The 17,834-nt window shown below is 62.3% G+C and carries 14 protein-coding genes; 6 read left to right on the top strand and 8 right to left on the bottom strand.

The features are described from left to right. Nucleotides 1–62 precede the first annotated feature (62 nt). Nucleotides 63–509: a ribose 5-phosphate isomerase B gene (rpiB, locus tag MWU54_RS14100; RefSeq protein ID WP_247084924.1), complete on the bottom strand. Its 447-nt coding sequence runs from the start codon at nucleotides 507–509 to the stop codon at nucleotides 63–65. 242 nt (nucleotides 510–751) lie between these two features. On the opposite strand from rpiB, the gene MWU54_RS14095 reads away from it, so the two are divergent. After that, nucleotides 752–1,627, top strand: coding sequence for an FAD:protein FMN transferase (locus MWU54_RS14095; protein ID WP_247084922.1), 876 nt, complete (start codon nucleotides 752–754; stop codon nucleotides 1,625–1,627). Between the two features lie 135 nt (nucleotides 1,628–1,762). Here the strand turns inward: MWU54_RS14095 and MWU54_RS14090 are convergent, their stop codons facing one another. From MWU54_RS14090 to MWU54_RS14075, 4 genes are read right to left on the bottom strand one after another with little or no spacing between them, the layout of a single operon-like run. After that, nucleotides 1,763–2,551: a xanthine dehydrogenase family protein subunit M gene (locus MWU54_RS14090; RefSeq protein ID WP_247084920.1), complete on the bottom strand. Its 789-nt coding sequence runs from the start codon at nucleotides 2,549–2,551 to the stop codon at nucleotides 1,763–1,765. A gap of 14 nt (nucleotides 2,552–2,565) precedes the next feature. Beyond that, nucleotides 2,566–4,941, bottom strand: coding sequence for a xanthine dehydrogenase family protein molybdopterin-binding subunit (locus MWU54_RS14085; RefSeq protein ID WP_247084918.1), 2,376 nt, complete (start codon nucleotides 4,939–4,941; stop codon nucleotides 2,566–2,568). A gap of 55 nt (nucleotides 4,942–4,996) precedes the next feature. Then, the gene (locus tag MWU54_RS14080; protein WP_247084916.1) at nucleotides 4,997–5,482 is read right to left on the bottom strand and encodes a (2Fe-2S)-binding protein; all 486 of its coding nucleotides are present in this window, start codon (nucleotides 5,480–5,482) and stop codon (nucleotides 4,997–4,999) included. Nucleotides 5,483–5,536: 54 nt separating this feature from the next. Next, nucleotides 5,537–6,061: a carbon monoxide dehydrogenase subunit G gene (locus MWU54_RS14075; RefSeq protein ID WP_247084914.1), complete on the bottom strand. Its 525-nt coding sequence runs from the start codon at nucleotides 6,059–6,061 to the stop codon at nucleotides 5,537–5,539. Nucleotides 6,062–6,370: 309 nt separating this feature from the next. On the opposite strand from MWU54_RS14075, the gene MWU54_RS14070 reads away from it, so the two are divergent. The 3 genes from MWU54_RS14070 to MWU54_RS14060 are packed head-to-tail and all read left to right on the top strand — an operon-like array spanning nucleotide 6,371 to nucleotide 8,789. Then, complete coding sequence (locus MWU54_RS14070) at nucleotides 6,371–6,847, top strand: RimK/LysX family protein (RefSeq protein WP_247084912.1); 477 nt, start codon at nucleotides 6,371–6,373, stop codon at nucleotides 6,845–6,847. Further along, nucleotides 6,844–7,749, top strand: a complete 906-nt coding sequence (gene rimK / locus MWU54_RS14065; RefSeq protein ID WP_247084910.1) for a 30S ribosomal protein S6--L-glutamate ligase — start codon at nucleotides 6,844–6,846, stop codon at nucleotides 7,747–7,749. The genes MWU54_RS14070 and rimK overlap by 4 nt, the downstream gene beginning before the upstream one ends. After that, on the top strand, nucleotides 7,746–8,789 hold the full coding sequence (locus MWU54_RS14060) for a succinylglutamate desuccinylase/aspartoacylase family protein (RefSeq protein WP_247084908.1): 1,044 nt from the start codon (nucleotides 7,746–7,748) through the stop codon (nucleotides 8,787–8,789). Before rimK ends, MWU54_RS14060 begins: the two co-directional genes overlap by 4 nt. 54 nt (nucleotides 8,790–8,843) lie before the next feature. Here MWU54_RS14060 and der read toward each other — a convergent pair whose 3' ends face one another. From der to MWU54_RS14045, 3 genes are all read right to left on the bottom strand, one after another. Continuing rightward, on the bottom strand, nucleotides 8,844–10,295 hold the full coding sequence (gene der, locus MWU54_RS14055) for a ribosome biogenesis GTPase Der (protein WP_247084906.1): 1,452 nt from the start codon (nucleotides 10,293–10,295) through the stop codon (nucleotides 8,844–8,846). A 67-nt stretch (nucleotides 10,296–10,362) separates the two neighbouring features. Next, nucleotides 10,363–11,697, bottom strand: coding sequence for a PQQ-like beta-propeller repeat protein (locus MWU54_RS14050; protein WP_247084904.1), 1,335 nt, complete (start codon nucleotides 11,695–11,697; stop codon nucleotides 10,363–10,365). A 42-nt stretch (nucleotides 11,698–11,739) separates the two neighbouring features. Then, nucleotides 11,740–12,396 (bottom strand): hypothetical protein, encoded by a 657-nt coding sequence (locus MWU54_RS14045; protein WP_247084902.1) that lies wholly within the window; start codon nucleotides 12,394–12,396, stop codon nucleotides 11,740–11,742. A gap of 347 nt (nucleotides 12,397–12,743) precedes the next feature. Between MWU54_RS14045 and MWU54_RS14040 the strand changes: the two genes are divergently transcribed. Together MWU54_RS14040 and MWU54_RS14035 are read left to right on the top strand one after the other, a co-directional pair. Then, nucleotides 12,744–14,048, top strand: a complete 1,305-nt coding sequence (locus MWU54_RS14040; RefSeq protein ID WP_247084900.1) for an efflux RND transporter periplasmic adaptor subunit — start codon at nucleotides 12,744–12,746, stop codon at nucleotides 14,046–14,048. Then, entirely contained in the window at nucleotides 14,045–17,812 is a 3,768-nt protein-coding gene (locus MWU54_RS14035) for an efflux RND transporter permease subunit (RefSeq protein ID WP_247084898.1), read from the top strand. The genes MWU54_RS14040 and MWU54_RS14035 overlap by 4 nt, the downstream gene beginning before the upstream one ends. The last annotated feature ends 22 nt before the right edge of the window (nucleotides 17,813–17,834 follow it).

Here is a 17,834-nt window from a genome sequence, read left to right as displayed (position 1 = left end):
GGATGGGGTAACCCGGGCGCAAAGGGATAGGGTGCGGCGCAAATGCATCCCCGGTTCCGGGCTCAGGACGCCTGTTCGATCATGTCGACACGGGTGGCGTGGCGACCGCCCTCGAACGCGGTGTCAAGAAAGGCATCGACGATCTCAAGCGCCAGACCCTCGCCGATCACCCGTGCGCCAAGCGACATCATGTTGGCGTCGTTATGCGCGCGGATCATGCGGGCCGAGAAGGGATCGGCGCAGACGCCGCAGCGAATCCCCGGAACCTTGTTGGCGGCCATCATGATCCCCTGCCCCGTGCCACACAGGACAATCCCAAGCGCACAATCACCTGATGTCACGCGCTCTGCCGCAGCCTGACCGTGTTTGGGGTAATGGGTGCTTTCCGGGGTGGTGGGGCCGATATCCACCACGTCCCAGCCCTTGGCCGCGATATGGCGGGCCACCGCCTGACGCAGATCAATGGCGGCGTGATCGCTGGAAAGGACGATGCGTCTGGTCGAGGTCATGGCAAACGGCTCCGGGTGGTCTGTGGTTACCGGCGTGATAGCACAGCGGACCCAGAGGTCTAGGGGCATGTGTGCCAAGCGGCGCAGGTGCGGCCCACGCGTCAGACCAAGGTCGCATAGGGGCAAGGACGGCGCGCTTTTATGGTCGGGTCCATGACGGGTTTCGAGCGTTCAAAAGCGGCGCGAACCGGGGCATTCCTTGGGCCGCATGCCAAACGAGACCGCGCCGCAGGGCGTGCATCATGATGCAGCGACGCCGGTTCCTGGCCCTGTCCGCCGCCTTCGTCTGCGCCCCGACGCTGGGCCGCGCCGACACCTGGAGCGGACGGGCGCTGGGGGCAGATGTGTCCGTCACCCTGCATGGCCCACCCGAGCTGACGCAGCGCGCCCTGGCAGACGTGCCGCGCCTGCTGGTCAATTTCGAGCAAAGCTTCAGCCTGTTTCAACCGACCTCGTCCCTGTCCAAGCTGAACATGATGGGTCGGCTGCGGCAGCCAAACGCGCTGATGCGCACATTGATGGCGCGCGCCGATCAGGCCTACCGGCTGACAGGGGGCGTGTTTGACCCGACGGTGCAGCCCGTCTGGGACGCGATGGCGCGCGGACGCGATACGGCGCGGGCGCGCGCCGCCATTGGTTGGCACCGCGTCCGGTCGTCGGATGACATGATCGAATTGCAGACCGGACAGTCGCTGACCTTCAACGGCATCGCCCAAGGCTTTGCCACCGATGTGATGCGGCTTTTACTGGCGCAACACGGTGCCACAGAGGCGCTGATCAATATCGGCGAACAGGCGGCGATGGGCGGCCCCTTCACCCTTGGCGTTGTCGATCCCGAGCACGGACAGATCGGCACGCGGGATCTGAACGACAGGGCCATCGCCACGTCCTCCCCAGGCGCGCTGCGGTTTGGCGCGCATAGTCACTTGCTCAGCCCCAAGGGAGACGCCGCGCGCTGGTCGACGGTCAGCATCGAGGCCCAGTCGGCAACCCTGGCCGATGCGCTGTCCACCGCCGCGGTGTTCATGACGCGGGACGAATTGCGGGGCCTGAAACGCCGCGCCAAGCTGCACCGCATCACGCTGGTCGGTGCAGAGGGGGACGTCACCACGCTCTGATCTTCTCTGGTTTTCAAATACCTCGGGGGGTTTGGGGGGCAGCGCCCCCCATCGGTCGGACGGCGCGCAGCGCCGTTCGAAACCGAAAAAGCCCCAGCCAGATGGCCGGGGCTTTCCCAACAAAACAAGGCCGGATCACCGCGCTGCGACAACCGCCCGTTTGGTCATCACACCCACCAGATGCGCGCGGTACGCGCCCGATCCGTGCAGGTCCGAGATCATTCCATCACCCGAAACCGACAAACCCTCCAGCGCATCTGCCGAGAAGTTGGACGACAGCGCCGCCTCAGCCTCGGACCAGCGGAACACCCCCTCTTCAGACGCGCCGGTGACGGCGACCCGCACGCCATCGGCGTATTTGGCAACAAACACGCCGACGAGCGCAAAGCGCGAGGCGGGTTGTTCGAACTTCATATAGGCTGATTTCTCGGGCACCGGGAACCGGACCTCGGTGACGATCTCGCCTTCCTCCAGAGCGGTGGCGAACATGCCCTGAAAATAGTCATCCGCTGCGATTTCACGACTGTTGGTGACGATCGTCGCCCCCGACGCCAGGGCCGCCGCCGGATAGCAGGCGGAGGGGTCGTTGTTGGCCAGTGATCCGCCGATGGTGCCGCGATTGCGCACCGCCGGGTCACCGATATTGCCCGCAAGCGACGCAAGGCCCAGATAGGCCCCCGCCTCTGCGGCAACGGTGGCGTGGGTGGTGCCACCGCCGATGCACAGCGATCCATCATCTCCGGTGCAGATGCCTTTCATTTCGGCAATGCCCGACAGGCTGACCAGAACAGATGGTGCCGCCAGACGCTGTTTCAGCGTCGGGATCAGGGTTTGCCCTCCGCCCAGCGGTTGTGCTTCGTCCGTGGCAAGTGCCGCCACCGCGTCTGCCACAGTCGAGGGCCGTTGAATGTCAAAGCTATACATATCCTAAGCCCTCCTTACTGGCCGTTGATCGCTGCCCAGACACGCGATGGCGTGACGGGCATGTCGATATGGGAAACGTGGGTGTGACCACCCGAATGCAGCGCGTCGATGACCGCGTTGACTACCGTGGGGGGGGAACCGATGGCCCCGGCCTCGCCGCAGCCTTTCACCCCCAGCGGGTTGTGCGTGCAGGGGGTCTGGCAGGAATGGTCCACCACGTAATCCGCCATGTGCGGCAGATCATCTGCGCGGGGCATGGCGTAATCCATGTAGGACGCCGACAGAAGCTGGCCGTTTTCGTCATAGGCACAGTTTTCAAGCAATGCCTGACCAATGCCTTGCGCGATGCCGCCATGCACCTGGCCTTCAACGATCATCGGGTTCACGACGTTGCCGAAATCATCCGCCGAGACGAACTTTTCGATGGTCACTTTGCCCGTGTCGGGATCCACCTCGACCTCGCAGGCATAGGCCCCTGCCGGGTAGGTGAAGTTGGCCGGATCGTAGAACGCGGTTTCCTCTAGCCCCGGTTCGATATCTTCGAGCGGGTAATTGTGTGGCACGTAGGCCGCCAGCGTCACATCCCCCCAGGCGACCGATTTGTCGGTGCCTGCAACGGTGAACTGACCGTCCTTGAGCTCGATATCGCTGTCGGACGCCTCCAACAGATGGCCGGCGATCTTCTTGGCTTTGTTGATAATCTTCTCGGTCGCCCGAACCATCGCTGACCCGCAAACAGCCAGGGACCGGGAGCCGTAGGTGCCCATGCCGAAGGGGATCTTGGACGTGTCGCCATGGACGATGTCGATCATCGACTCGTCGATGCCGAGCATTTCGGCCACCACTTGCGGGAACACGGTTTCGTGCCCCTGCCCGTGGCTGTGTGCGCCGACCATCACCGAGATGGAGCCGGTGGCGTTCACCCGGACGGTTGCCGCGTCGTAAAGACCGGCGCGCGCGCCAAGTTGGCCCACAAGGTTCGACGGCGCGATGCCGCAAGCCTCGATGAAGCAGTTGACGCCAAGGCCCCGGAGCATGCCGTTCTTTTCGGACTCGGCACGCCGGGCGGCGAAGCCGGGAATGTCCATCAGCTCTTCCATCTTGGCCATCGTCGCTTCGTAATCGCCGGTGTCATATTCAACGGCGACAGGCGTGGCATAGGGGAATTGCGTGATGAAGTTCTGACGGCGCAGGGCAATCGGATCGACACCCAGTTCGCGCGCGGCCTTGTCGATCACGCGCTCCAACTGGAACGTCGCTTCGGGGCGGCCTGCGCCACGGTACGCATCCACCGGCACGGTGTTGGTGAAGACGGCCTTCACGTTCACCTGCACAGCGGGTGTCTTGTAATTGCCCGCCATCAATGTGCCGTGCAGCCAGGTCGGCACCGAGGACGAGAACGTGGACAGGTACGCGCCCATATTCGCCTTGGTATCGGTGCGCACGCCGATGAAGTTGTTGTCGGCATCCAGCGCCAGTTCGATCTTGGTCACGTGATCGCGGCCATGAGCGTCGGACATGAACGCCTCGGAGCGGGTCGAGGTCCACTTGACCGGGCGGTTGCAGGCCTTGGCGGCGAAGGTGCAGAACGCCTCTTCCGCGTAGTGGAAGATCTTGGTGCCAAAACCACCACCCACATCCGGCGCGACAACGCGCAGCTTGTGTTCCGGAATACCCAGCACGAACGCGCCCATCAGAAGGCGGATCACGTGCGGGTTCTGCGACGTGGTATAGAGCGTGTGTTCATCATTGGCGCGGGAATAGTCCCCCACGGCCACGCGCGGCTCCATCGGGTTGGCGACTAGGCGATTGTTCACCAGTTCAAGCGTCGTCACATGTGCGGCCTTGGCAAAGGCGGCGTCCGTGGTTTCGGTGTCGGTGCCGAACTGCCAGTCGTAGCAAAGGTTGTCGTCCAGATCGTCGTGCACCTTGGTCGCGCCGGATTCCAGTGCCGCGCCCATGTCAACCACGGCAGGAAGCTCTTCGATATCGACGTCGATGGCTTCGGCAGCGGTGCGGGCCTCTTCAAGACTGTCGGCGACAACCGCAGCGATGGGATCACCCACATGGCGCACCTTGCCCTGACATAGAACCGGGTGGGCCGGTTCCTTCATGGGCTCGCCATGCTTGTCGGTCACCTGCCAGCCGCAGGGCAGACCGCCGACGCCTTCGAAATCGGCACCGGTGAAGATCTTTACGACGCCCGGCATGCTTTCGGCCGCGCTGGTGTCGATGGCCTTGATGGTTCCATGCGCCACGTCAGAGCGCAAGAAATGCACATAGGCCTGGCCATGTACGTTGATGTCGTCGGTATAATTGCCGGCGCCGGTCAGAAAGCGGACGTCTTCGCGCCGCTTCGGGCTTGCGCCAATGCCATGATCCTTCGGCATAGTGTATCTCCTCCCTAGGAGCGGTGCGTGCGAGCACACACCCTACATGAGTTGATTATTCAGCGGCGACGGCGGGCACGTCCTGTCCGGACGCGGCCATGATCGCTTTGACGATGTTGTGGTATCCCGTGCAGCGGCAGATATTGCCTTCAAGGTAATCCCGGATTTCCGCCTCGGACGGTTTCGGATTGTCCTTGAGCAGGGCTGCCGCCGACATCACCATGCCCGGTGTGCAGAAGCCGCATTGCAGGCCGTGATGGTCCTGGAACGCCTGCTGGATCACGTTGAGCGATCCGTCTTCGTTGCTCTGACCTTCGATGGTGCCCACTTCGGCCCCGTCCGCTTCGGCGGCGAACATGGTGCAGGATTTGACCGCTTCGCCGTTCACATGCACAACGCACGCGCCGCATTGGGACGTGTCACAGCCCACATGGGTTCCCGTCAGGCGCAGATCTTCGCGCAGGAAATCGGACAAAAGCGTGTTGCCCTTGACCTCGCCGGAGACGGATTTTCCGTTCACCGTCATTGTTACCTTTGTCATCAAGCTCCTCCCGTTGATGTCGTTTATTCAGCGTGTTTCAAAACCGCCCATGTCTCAAGACACGAGCTTCTTGAACCAGCCTTTTTTCTTTTCGCCGTCTTCCCCGCCCTCGTCGGCGGGCGCAGCGTCGGTGTCTGCCGGACCTTCGACGGCTTTCTGGAAATTGCTGAAGAACTGGTCGGCCATTTTCTTGGCGAACCCGTCGATGATCCGGCTGCCCAGCTGCGCAAGCTTGCCGCCGACCTTGGCCTCGACGTCGTATTGCAGTTCGGTTCCGCCCTCGACCGGGACCAGACGCACATCCGCGCCGCCCTTGGCGAACCCTGCCGCACCGCCCTTGCCTTCGCCGGTCAGGGTCAGGGATTGGCCGGGGACAAGATCAGACAGGACCACGGTGCCTTTGAAGGTTGCCTTCACCGGCCCGACCTTCTGCACCACAACCGCCTCGAATCCCTCTTCGGCAGAGCCGTGCATTTCCTGACATCCGGGCACACATTCCTTGAGAACCTCTGGATCAAGGATTGCTGACCAGACCTCGTCTGGGGGGGCAGCGATCACGCGGGAATCGGTCATGTGCATGGGCTTGGTCCTTCTTCTGAGCGCCAGCCTAGGGGGTTGAACCTCAAGGTCATATAAGACCATTGGATGATCAGCGGTCGGTCCGGTCGCTGTCGCACACGGCAGTGATGCGGCGCCCTGCCCCCCCGTCGTGTTCAGCGCGCCTTTGGTTCACGATAGGCAAAATGCATGCGGGTTCCCAGCCTCCATTTCAAATCGGGCGTTTCGGGCCGCGTGGACGCCTGCACATGTCTTTGCTCAAGACAGCGGTGGTGTCCGCCCGCGCGATGGCGCAATGTGGGTCGGGCATTTGGAGGAAAAGACCGTTTCATGACCAGCACCACAAGATATTCGGCAGATCGCCCGATGGTGATCGGTTGGCATGAGTGTATCAGCCTGCCAAAACTTCATCTGAAGGACTTTGCGGTGAAGATCGACACCGGCGCCAAAACCACCGCGCTGCATGCCGACGATATCGAGACCTTTCGCAAGGATGACGCGGATTGGGTGCGGTTTCGCTGTCCCGATGTTCCGGGATCGCCGCAGCGCATGTGCTCTTTCCCGGTGGTGACCCAACGGGCGATCACCAACACCAGCGGATCGCCCGAGACGCGGATCGTCATCCGGACCCCGATGGTGCTTGCCGGACGGCGCTGGACCATCGACATCTCGCTGACCGACCGGGGCACGATGCGGTTTCCCCTTATCCTGGGCCGCCGGGCGTTGCGCAAAAAGAACATCTTGGTCGACCCAGGTCGCTCGTATCTCGTGAGCGAAAAACCCCAGTTTGAAGGACCAACGCCATGAAAATTGCCATGCTTGCCCGCAATCCGAATCTTTATACGCATAAGCGGCTGAAAGAAGCGGCAGAAGAGCGTGGCCACACGTTGGACATCATCAACACGCTGCGCTGCTACATGAACATCGCGTCGCGACGGCCGGAGGTGTATTACAACGGTGAAAAGCTGGTCGGATATGATGCGGTTATTCCAAGGATCGGCGCGTCGATCACGTTCTATGGCATGGCGGTGCTGCGGCAGTTCGAAATGCAGGGCGTGTTTCCGTTGAACGAAAGCGTGGCGATTGGCCGGTCGCGCGACAAATTGCGGTCGATGCAATTGCTGGCGCGCGACGGGATCGGCCTGCCGGTCACGACATTTGCGCATGATCCCAAACAGACCGAAGAGGTGCTTGAATTGGCGGGTGGCGCGCCTGTGGTCATCAAGTTGCTGGAAGGCACCCAGGGCATCGGCGTGGTTCTGGCAGATACCAAACGGTCGGCCAAGTCCGTGGTCGAGGCGTTTCGCGGTGCGGGTGTGAACATCCTGCTACAGGAGTTTATCAAGGAAGCTGGCGGCACCGACATTCGCGCGATTGTGGTTGGGGGTCGGGTGGTGGCGTCCATGATGCGAACCGGCGCACAGGGGGATTTCCGGTCGAACCTGCATCGGGGAGGATCCGCCGAAGTGATCAAACTGTCGCCGGAAGAACGGTCAACCGCTGTGCGCGCTGCCAAGGCGATGGGGCTGAACGTGTGCGGTGTCGACATGCTGCGGGCCAATCACGGACCGGTGGTGATGGAGGTCAACTCGTCCCCCGGATTGGAGGGCGTCGAGAAGGCCACGGGCCTCGATATCGCGGGCAAGGTCATTGCCTATATGGAGAAGCACGCAAAACCCAACGCGACGAAGACCAAGGGCAAAGGATGACGAAACGGCCCGATTTCGAAATTGCCGATGTCGGCATTGCCGCAGGCACCCGGCAAACCGTACATATTCCTGTCAGCACCCTGTCCGATCACACGCCGGTCACGCTGTCGGCGCATGTCATCCACGGCAGTCGTGACGGCCCGGTGACCTTTGTCAGCGCGGGGATTCACGGCGACGAGGTGATCGGGGTTGAAATCGTGCGCCGGTTGCTGCGGGCCAAGGCATTGAAATCGCTGCGCGGGACGTTGATCGTGGTGCCCATCGTCAACACGTTCGGGTTTCTGAGCCATTCGCGATACCTGCCCGATCGCCGCGATCTGAACCGGTGTTTTCCCGGCTCGCCGAACGGGTCGCTGGGTTCGCGGCTTGCACATATCTTTCTGACCGAAATCGTGACGCGCTGTTCGCTGGGCATTGATCTGCACTCGGCCGCGATCAACCGCATCAACCTGCCCCAGATCCGCGTGTCGGCAAACAATGCCAACACCATGAAGCTGGCCCATGTTTTCGGAGCACCGGTGATTCTGACCAGCGCATTGCGCGACGGCAGCCTGCGGCAGGAAGCCAAGAAAATGGGCGTCGATGTTCTTTTGTACGAAGCCGGTGAGGGCATGCGCTTTGACGAGATGTCGGTGCGCGCAGGACTGGCCGGGTGTCTGCGGGTGCTTAAAGAGATCGGGATGCTGCCCCGGGCCGGCATTGCCAAGCCGAAGGCCCAGCCGCTGTTATGTGCAAACAGCAGTTGGCTGCGCGCGCCTGCCGGTGGGTTGCTGCGCATGTACAAAAGCGAAGGCGACGTGATCCATGAAGGCGACACCGTTGCCGCCATCTCGGATCCGTTTGGAGACGGGGAAATCGACGTGCTGGCCCGCAACGGCGGGATTATCGTGGGCCGGGCGGTGATGCCCATCGTGCATGAAGGCGACGCGCTTTTTCACGTTGCGGCGGTGAAATCTGCGGATGTGGCCGAAGCTGCGGTGGATGACCTGGCGCTGCAGTTGGAAGAGGCCCCGCTGTTTGACGAAGACGAGATCATCTGACGCAACAGCGGTATAACCTACAGCAAAGCGCGCGGCTAAGGGTTTGCAAACCCCTTACCCCCGGTTCTTGCCCAGGTGTTTGCGCAAGGCTCCGGCGTTCTTTTCGCGGCGGCCCTTATAGGGGTTCTTGTCCCCCTGCCCGCGCAGCGTCAGTCGAATCGGCGTGCCGGGCATGTCGAAATCCTGCCGCAGCCCGTTCACCAGGTAGCGCTTGTAACTGTCGGGCATCTTGTCGGGATGCGAGCACATGACCACGAACCCCGGTGGCCGGGTTTTCGCCTGCGTCATGTAGCGCAGCTTGATCCGCTTGCCCTGTGGCGCGGGTGGCGGGTGCTGTTCGAGCATCCCCGCCAGCCAGCGGTTGAGTTGCGCCGTGGTGACGCGGCGGTTCCAGATGTCATGCGCTTTGAGGATGGCTGCTTGCAGGCGATCCAGCCCGCGACCGGTTTTGGCAGACACCGTGATCAGGGGCGCGCCGCGCAACTGTGGCAAGAGGCGTTCGAACTCCTCTTTCAGCATTTTCAGCTTGTCCTGCTTGTCGTCTTCCATGTCCCATTTGTTTACTGCAATGACGACCGCACGGCCTTCGCGTTCGGCCAGATCGGCGATGCGCAGGTCCTGGGATTCAAACGGGATGGCGGCATCAAGCAGGACAACGACCACTTCGGCGAATTTCACCGCGCGCACGCCGTCGGAGACAGACAGCTTTTCCAGCTTTTCCTGCACCTTGGCCTTTTTGCGCATGCCTGCGGTGTCAAAGATGCGCATATGGGTGCCGCCCCATTCGGTTTGTACCGAAATGGCGTCGCGGGTGATTCCCGCCTCGGGTCCGGTCAGCAGGCGGTCTTCGCCAAGGATCTGGTTGATCAGCGTGGACTTGCCCGCGTTCGGGCGGCCCACCACGGCGATTTGCAATGGCCGGGCTTTGGTGATGGCGCGGGGGGCGTCCGGATCATCTTCGCCGACATCCACCTCGGTCTCAGGCGCGTCCAGCAAAGCGCGTTTGTCGAACTCATCGGCCAGCGGTTGCAGCATGGCATAAAGGTCCGGCAGGCCTTCGCCGTGTTCTGCCGACAGGCGCAGCGGTTCGCCAAGACCAAGCCCATAGGCGTCGATCACACCGCCATCTGCGGCACTGCCTTCGGCCTTGTTGACGCCCAGGATCACGTGTTTTGACCGCTTTCGCAGGATTTCGGCCAGCATTTCATCGGATGGCGTTACGCCGACACGCCCGTCGATCAGGAACAGGCAGATATCGGCCATGTCCACCGCGCGTTCGGTGAGTTTGCGCATCCGGCCCGGCAGGCTTTCATCGGTGGCCTCTTCCAGACCGGCGGTGTCGATGACGGTGAACCGCAGATCCCCCAGACGCGCCGCCCCTTCGCGCAGATCGCGCGTCACGCCCGGCTGGTCATCGACCAGGGCAAGGCGTTTGCCGACCAAACGATTGAACAATGTCGACTTGCCCACATTGGGGCGACCGACGATGGCAAGGGTGAAAGACATCTGTGCACACGGCTCCGGATCAGATCAAGCCGCCCGCGTACCGCATTTTCCGCGCCCGCGAAAGGGGTCACCGATAGGCGTGCAGAACCCCGGCCGTCGACACCACGTAAAGCGTGCCCCCGGCGACCACCGGACGGGTGGTTGCGCCGCCGCGAATCTCGGTCTGCGACAGCAGATCGCCCGAAGCCGGATCGAAGGAGCGGATCAGACCGTCAGACGAAGCAACGATCAAACGCCCACCCGCAAGGATCGGGCCGTGATTGGTAAAGGCACTGTCGCGGCGACGTTGCGGGCGACGGACGGGTTCGTAGCCCGGCAGGTCCACCGACCAGATCTGGGTGCCATCGGCGGCATCGAGGCGGATCAACTGGTTCAGGTCCGAGACGAAATAGACCGACCCGCCTGCTGGCCAGACCGGATTCAACGCCCCGTCCTGTGCGGTCCAGAGCCGTTCGCCGGAATTGACGTTGAGCGCCACGAGCCGACCCGAATGGTTGCCGGCATACGCCGTCTGGCCGTCGATCACCGGGTAACCCGTGATGTCGTCAATCAGTGAGATGGCAAAGCCGCGCCGCGCGCCCACGATGTCGGCGCTCCAGAGGTTGAGGCCGCCCTGACGGAACGCGCCCTGCACGGCACCGCTGCCGAAGGCAAAGACCACATGCCGGTCATTCACCGCAGGCGGCGCTGCCCCGGCAACATTGCCGACATCGCCCAGACCGTCGGTTTGCCAGCGCACGCGGCCGTCGTCTTCTTCGATGGCCCAGGCCGTGCTGTCCCCGGCGACGACATAGACCAGACCGCCAAAGACGGTGGGCGCGCCGGTGGCCGAGGTTTGCAGGCGCTGGGTCCAGATCTCCTGACCGGTTGCCGCGTCGACCGCAGACACCGTGCCGAAGCCCGATGTCACGTAAAGCCGACCGTTGTTATAGGCGAGCCCGCCCGCCAACGCGTCCGATGCATCATCGCGCAGGGGCACAAGACTGTAGGACCAAAGCGCCGCCCCGCTGGTGGAGGTGGCCGACACGCGGCCTGCGCTGTCGATGGTGAAGATGCGGCCATCGGCGACCACAGGGTCTGTGATGATGCGCGCACGGCGTTTGTCGCCCTGACCGATCGACGTGGACCAGACCGGCGTCAGGTTGGCCGACAGGGCCGCGTTGCTGACGCGGGCAAAGGGGCTGACATGGCTTTGCGCCCATGAGGCATTGTTCGTGATCGCTGGCAGGTTGGCGCTGCGGGTGGTGTTCTCGCGCGTCTCGGCCCCGGTGGTTTCACTGTCCTGCAAGACCTCACGCACGCCAACGCGTTCGCCGGGCAGGATGATTTCACGGTCCGTACACCCGGCCAGAATGCTGGTTACAACTGCGCCGGCCACCAAGAGTTTTGTTTGCACTGCCATGCCCTCGTTTTTTTTCGCGCCGGTCTGCTGCAGCGGCCGACGTCAAGAGGCGGCGATTTCCCCGCCTAGCGCCACAATCAACTGAGATGCGCGTCTACGCAAGCCCGGTGTGACCCCGGCATCGACCATAATGCGGTTCAAACGCGCAATTGCGGCCTCCGTGTCACCGGCCTCGATCTCAAGCAGCGCCAGTTGCTCTTCGGCAAGCAGGCGCAATTGCGAACCGGGAGCGGCCATCGCCTCAAAGGCGACACGCTTTTCATCGGCGCTCAGCGTGCTTTCCGGACGGGTCAGCGATTTGTAGCTGGCGATCTGACGGTAGATCTCGGGCAAATCGCCATTGGTGGCCGTCTGGCCAAGGCGGTCCGCGGCAGCGGCCCCGTTGTCCTGCACCGCCTCTTCGGCAGCGATCAGCATGTTCAGCACCGCGTCCCCTTCGGCGGTGGGCGCGTCGATCTGATCAAGCGCAGCAACCCGGTCCGCGGCGTCGTCGTTTTCAAGCGCCGCCAGAACCGCATCGCCAAACGCCTGCGCGCGGGCCTCTTCGGAGGCGCGCACGTATTCGCGGTAGGCGGTGCCGCCGACAAGCAGCAGGACCGCCAGAACCGCGATCCAGCCATAGCGGCGCATCAAACCGAAAAGACGGTCGCGCCGGACCTCTTCGGTCACCTCGTCGATAAAGCTGTCTGTGTCGCTCACCCGAACACTCCCCTGACGCCTCCGTGCCAATGTCCTGGCCACGGATTTTCGCCCCTCTTACCGCGCCTGAGGACAGGTGCCAAGACACACCGTTCCAACGCCGGTGCGCATCGAAAAACGCGGTCGGGGCCGCAAATCTGCCCAAAATCCGCGCAAAACTCTGCCGGCAACCGTCGAATCTTAAAATGAACCGATCAGTTCACCTTGAAAAAAAACACACAATACGTAATCTAAACTGATTAGTTCACCGTATCTCTTTTGTCGGTCACAGATTTAGATTACGGCAGCGACACCTTTGATCGGGGCAACCGATCTGATGACTTGAGTGCAGGCAGAAGGCCAATTTGATGCGCATAGTACCCCTTATCACCGCTGTATTGGTTGCGGCTTTTCTTTTTGGACTGGTGATCGAGCGGGATCGCCTGTTTGCGCTGGTCAATGACCTGAGCCCACGCGACGAGGTCAGCGAAGACATGGCCGAAACGCCCGAGGCTACGCCAGAGGTCGAAGAGGTTGCCGACGATCCCGTGGATGACGGTGTCGTCCGGGTGATGGCCACACGGTCCGTGGCGCGCGAGATTGACACGCAGGTGCGGTTGCGCGGCCAGACCGAAGCGGCGCGGCAGGTGTCGATTTTGTCCGAAGCCAGCGGGCGCGTTATCTCGGACCCATTGCGCAAGGGCGCGTTTGTCGAGGAAGGCCAGTTGATGTGCGAACTGGACCCCGGCACAAGTGCCGCGTCCTTGGCCGAAGCCGAAGCGCGGCTTGCAGAGGCCGTGGCGCGCCGTCCCGAAGTGGACGCCCGCATTCCCGAAGCGCGCGCCCGATTGGTGGAAGCGCAGGCGCGGCTGGAAGAGGCCAACATCAATGCAAACGCCGCCAAACGGTTGAGCCAGGGCGGATTTGCCAGCGACACACGGGTCGCCAATACCGAAGCCGCCGTGCAAAGCGCGCAGGCGGCCATCGTCAGCGCGGAGGCTGGTGTCAAAGCCGCCGAGGCCGGCTTGGACACGCTGCAGGCCAATATCGAAAGCGCGCAGGCCTCTGTTGCGCGGGCACAGACCGAAATCAGCAAGCTGAGGATCAAGGCACCCTTTTCCGGTGTTCTGGAATCCGACACCGCCGAGATCGGCAGCCTGCTTCAGCCCGGCGCGCTATGCGCCACCGTGATCCAACTTGATCCGATCAAGGTGGTTGGCTTTGTGCCGGAATCCGAGATCAACCGCGTGGAAGTGGGCGCGATGGCGGGCGCGCGTCTGAATGATGGCGTAGAGGTTCAGGCGCGGGTGACATTCCTTTCACGATCCGCCGATATGACAACCCGGACCTTCCGCGTTGAGTTGACCGTACCAAACCCCGAGCTTGCGATCCGTGACGGGCAGACCGCAGAGATCCTGATCCAGTCGCAGGGCGTCATGGCGCATGTGCTGGCATCCTCTGTGCTGACGCTGAACGATGAAGGCACGCTTGGTGTGCGCACCATTGATGCCAATTCCCAAGCCCAGTTTGTTCCGGTCACGGTGCTGCGCGATGCCCCCGAGGGGATTTATCTGAGCGGACTGCCCGATCAGGTGGACGTGATCACCGTGGGACAGGAATTTGTCACCGATGGTGTTCCTGTCGCCCCCAGTTTTGAAGAGGTCATCCAATGACCGGTATTGTCGATTGGGCCGCAGAACGCGCCCGCATGGTGCTGGCGTTCATTGCGCTGTCGCTGACAATCGGGACGGCGGCCTATATCGGGCTGCCGAAAGAAGGTGAGCCCGATATCGAGATCCCTGCCCTGTTTGTCTCGACCGTGTTTCCGGGCATTTCGGCGGCCGACAGCGAAACGCTGCTGGTCAAACCGATGGAGACCGAGCTGGCCGATCTTGACGGTCTGAAGACGTTGTCGGGCACCGCTGCCGAAGGCTATGCCGGTGTGGCGCTGGAGTTCGAGTTTGGCTGGGACAAGACCCAGGTGATGGCGGATGTGCGCGACGCGATGAACAAGGCGCAATCGCAGTTCCCGGCAGGCGCTGAACAGTATTCGATCACCGAGATCAACTTTTCCGAATTTCCCATCATCATTATCAACCTGACCGGCCCGGTCCCGGAACGCACGATGGCGCGGGTCGCCAAGGATCTGCAGGACCGGCTGGAATCGCTTGATGCGGTGCTTGAGGCCGGTCTGGCGGGCAACCGGGACGAGATGCTTGAGGTGGTGATCGATCCGCTGCGGCTGGAAAGCTACAACGTGACGGCGGGCGAATTGATCAGCGTTGTGCAGAACAACAACCAGTTGATAGCCGCCGGTGAATTGCGCAGCGATCAGGGCGCATTTGCGGTCAAGGTGCCGTCCAGTTTCGACGACCAGTCCGATGTGTATGATCTGCCGGTCAAGGTGAACGGCGACCGCGTTGTGACGCTGGGCGACCTGGCGACCATCAACCTGACCTTTGAGGACCGTGAAGGCACGGCCCGGTTCAACGGTGAAAAGACGCTGGCGCTGCAGGTGGTCAAACGCAAGGGCTTCAACCTGATCGACACCGCCAACATGGTGAAGGCCGAAATCGCCGCAGCCGAGGCCAACTGGCCCCCGGAACTGCGTGCCGCGGTGGATGTGGGCAGTTCGAACGACCAGTCGCGGATCGTCGACAGCATGGTGAGCCAACTTGAAGGCTCGGTCCTGACCGCGGTGGCGCTGGTGATGATCGTGGTTCTGGCCGCACTTGGCCTGCGCGCGGCACTTCTGGTGGGGTTTGCGATTCCGACATCGTTCCTGCTGTGCTTTGTGTTCCTGTCGATCATGGGGGTGAACATCTCGAATATCGTGATGTTCGGTCTGATCCTGGCCGTGGGCATGTTGGTGGATGGCGCGATTGTGGTGGTGGAATACGCCGACAAGCGCATCAAAGAGGGCTCGGGCCCGATGCACGCCTATGTCGAAGCGGCCAAACGGATGTTCTGGCCGGTGGTCAGTTCCACCGCCACAACCCTTTGTGCCTTCCTGCCGATGCTGTTCTGGCCCGGTGTGCCGGGTGAATTCATGGGCATGTTGCCGGTGACGCTGATCTTTGTTCTGTCGGCTTCGCTTGTTGTGGCGCTGGTTTATCTGCCGGTGATGGGCGGGGTGACCGGGCGGTTCTCGCGGGTGTTGGAGCACGCGTCGGAATCCATGCGCGCAAACGTGCCATGGATCATTCGCGCCGCACTAGTGCCGGTTGTGCTCACCATGCTGTTTCTTGGCGCGATGATGCTGCTGCAGCCCGGCTTTCTGTTCCCGCCGATTGGGGAAGGCATCGTTGCCCATCTGCCGGGGATCGTGCTGTTCCTTGTCGGGGCGGTTCTGGCGTCGATTGTGCTGGACGCGGCCTCTATCAGCTGGCGGCGCAAGCGCGTGGAAGGCCGTCGTCGTCGCACGATCTTTGGCTATTTCATCAAGTTTATCGCGGGCAACCCGGTCATGCCGATTGTGGCCGGTGCAGCGGTGCTGGGCTTTGTGTTCAGCGTGTTCACCTATTTCGGCGAGAACAACAACGGCGTTGAGTTCTTCGTGGAATCCGAGCCCGAACAAGCAGTGGCCTATGTCCGCGCGCGGGGCAACCTGAGCCTGAACGAAAAGGACGCGCTGGTCCGGCGGGTCGAGGACATCGTTCTGGCGCATCCGGGTGTGATCAACGCGTTTTCCTTTGCCGGTGACGGTGGATTGAACACCGATGCCAGCGGGGCCGCGATCCCCGGCGACACGATTGGTCAGGTCCAGTTCGAAACCATTCCCTGGGAAGATCGCGCCGACCGGCCGGATCTGGATGGCGACATCATCATCGCGGAACTGAACGCGTCGGTTGCGACGCTTCCGGGCATCGAAGTTGAAATCAAGGGGCTGGAGCAAGGCCCGGCAAGCGGCAAACCCGTGCATCTACGCCTGAAAGCGGATGACTGGGACACGCTGTACGCCGCGACAGACACCGCGCGGCAGACCTTTGAGGCGACACCGGGATTGACCCTGATCGAGGACACCCGTCCCCTGCCCGGCATTGACTGGCAGATCGACGTCGATGTCGAAAAAGCGGGCCGGTATGGCGCGGATGTCGCCACCGTTGGCGCGATGGTGCAGCTGATCACACGCGGCATTCTGCTGGATACGATGCGGGTGCCAAGCTCGGACGAAGAGATCGACATCCGCGTGCGCCTGCCGGAAGAGGACCGGTATCTCACCACGCTGGACACCTTGCGCGTGCGCACGGCGGACGGGCTTGTGCCGCTGTCGAACTTCATCACCCGCAAACCGGTGGCCAAGCTGGCCGAGATAAACCGCGTCGATCAGAAACGGTATTTCGATGTGAAGGCGGATGTGCTGACCGGGCTGAGCAAGGTTGTGACCGCTGGCCCCGATGGGGACGTGACGCTGGCCGTGGTGCAGGCCGCACCGGACGGGAAGATCACGGCGGCAAGTGAACAGCGCTTTGAGGTGATCAGCAGCGAGACCGACGCATCTGCAGACGCTGTGCAAACGGCGCTGGATGAGGGCGCGCGCCTGATTCCGGTCAATGCCAATGAACGGATCGCGGAACTGACCAAGTGGCTGGACACCAGCCCCCTGCCCGGCGTGGATTGGGAATGGACCGGCGATCAGGAAGAACAGGCAGAAAGCCAGGCGTTCCTTGGACAGGCCTTCGGGGCGGCGCTGGGGCTGATGTTCATCATCCTGCTGGCCCAGTTCAACAGCTTTTACAACGCGGTGCTGGTGCTTCTGGCGGTCATCCTGTCCACCACGGGTGTGCTCATCGGCATGCTGGTGATGGACCAGACCTTCAGCATCATCATGACCGGGACAGGGATTGTCGCTTTGGCGGGGATCGTGGTGAACAACAACATTGTTCTGATCGACACCTATCAGGAATATTCGCGCTACATGCCGCGGATCGAGGCGATCGTGCGCACGGCCGAAGACCGTATTCGTCCGGTGCTGCTGACCACGATCACCACGATGGCGGGCCTGGCGCCGATGATGTTCGGCCTCAGTCTTGATTTCTTTGGCGGTGGCTATTCCATCAACAGCCCGACCGCGCTGTGGTGGAAGCAACTGGCCACGGCTGTGGTGTTCGGCCTTGGCATCGCGACCGTGCTGACGCTGGTGTTTACGCCGTCGATGCTGGCGCTGCGGGTGTGGTTCTCGACCTATGCAAGCTGGTTGTTCCGCTTGCTGGCGCGTCTGGGTGGCGGTCGCGCAAGCCGTGCGGGCCGGGACTGGGCCCTGCAACGCGCCGCCAAGAAGGTCAAATCACCGACGATCCTGTGGGAAGACGAAGAAACGCCCGGAACCGATTACGAAGACGGGCTGACCGGCGCGCCAAAGCTGGAGGATCTTAAAAAGGTTCTGCAGCGCAGCCGCGCCAACGATTCAGAGCCCCCGGTTCAGGCGGCGGAATAAGCGTCTTGCAAGACGCTTGCGC

It is taken from the genome of Marivita sp. S6314 (genome assembly GCF_023015985.1).
Lineage (GTDB): Bacteria > Pseudomonadota > Alphaproteobacteria > Rhodobacterales > Rhodobacteraceae > Marivita.
This window is presented reverse-complemented; position numbering and strand designations above follow the sequence as displayed.

Bases quoted from the DNA above. Each gene is read 5' to 3' on its own strand.
- MWU54_RS14060 (WP_247084908.1), top strand. From the start codon at position 7,746: ATGACGAAACGGCCCGATTTCGAAATTGCCGATGTCGGCATTGCCGCA.
- der (WP_247084906.1), bottom strand. From the start codon at position 10,295: ATGTCTTTCACCCTTGCCATCGTCGGTCGCCCCAATGTGGGCAAGTCG.
- MWU54_RS14080 (WP_247084916.1), bottom strand. From the start codon at position 5,482: ATGACAAAGGTAACAATGACGGTGAACGGAAAATCCGTCTCCGGCGAG.
- rpiB (WP_247084924.1), bottom strand. From the start codon at position 509: ATGACCTCGACCAGACGCATCGTCCTTTCCAGCGATCACGCCGCCATT.
- MWU54_RS14050 (WP_247084904.1), bottom strand. From the start codon at position 11,697: ATGGCAGTGCAAACAAAACTCTTGGTGGCCGGCGCAGTTGTAACCAGC.
- MWU54_RS14095 (WP_247084922.1), top strand. From the start codon at position 752: ATGATGCAGCGACGCCGGTTCCTGGCCCTGTCCGCCGCCTTCGTCTGC.
- MWU54_RS14075 (WP_247084914.1), bottom strand. From the start codon at position 6,061: ATGCACATGACCGATTCCCGCGTGATCGCTGCCCCCCCAGACGAGGTC.
- MWU54_RS14035 (WP_247084898.1), top strand. From the start codon at position 14,045: ATGACCGGTATTGTCGATTGGGCCGCAGAACGCGCCCGCATGGTGCTG.
- MWU54_RS14090 (WP_247084920.1), bottom strand. From the start codon at position 2,551: ATGTATAGCTTTGACATTCAACGGCCCTCGACTGTGGCAGACGCGGTG.
- MWU54_RS14085 (WP_247084918.1), bottom strand. From the start codon at position 4,941: ATGCCGAAGGATCATGGCATTGGCGCAAGCCCGAAGCGGCGCGAAGAC.
- MWU54_RS14070 (WP_247084912.1), top strand. From the start codon at position 6,371: ATGACCAGCACCACAAGATATTCGGCAGATCGCCCGATGGTGATCGGT.
- MWU54_RS14040 (WP_247084900.1), top strand. From the start codon at position 12,744: ATGCGCATAGTACCCCTTATCACCGCTGTATTGGTTGCGGCTTTTCTT.
- rimK (WP_247084910.1), top strand. From the start codon at position 6,844: ATGAAAATTGCCATGCTTGCCCGCAATCCGAATCTTTATACGCATAAG.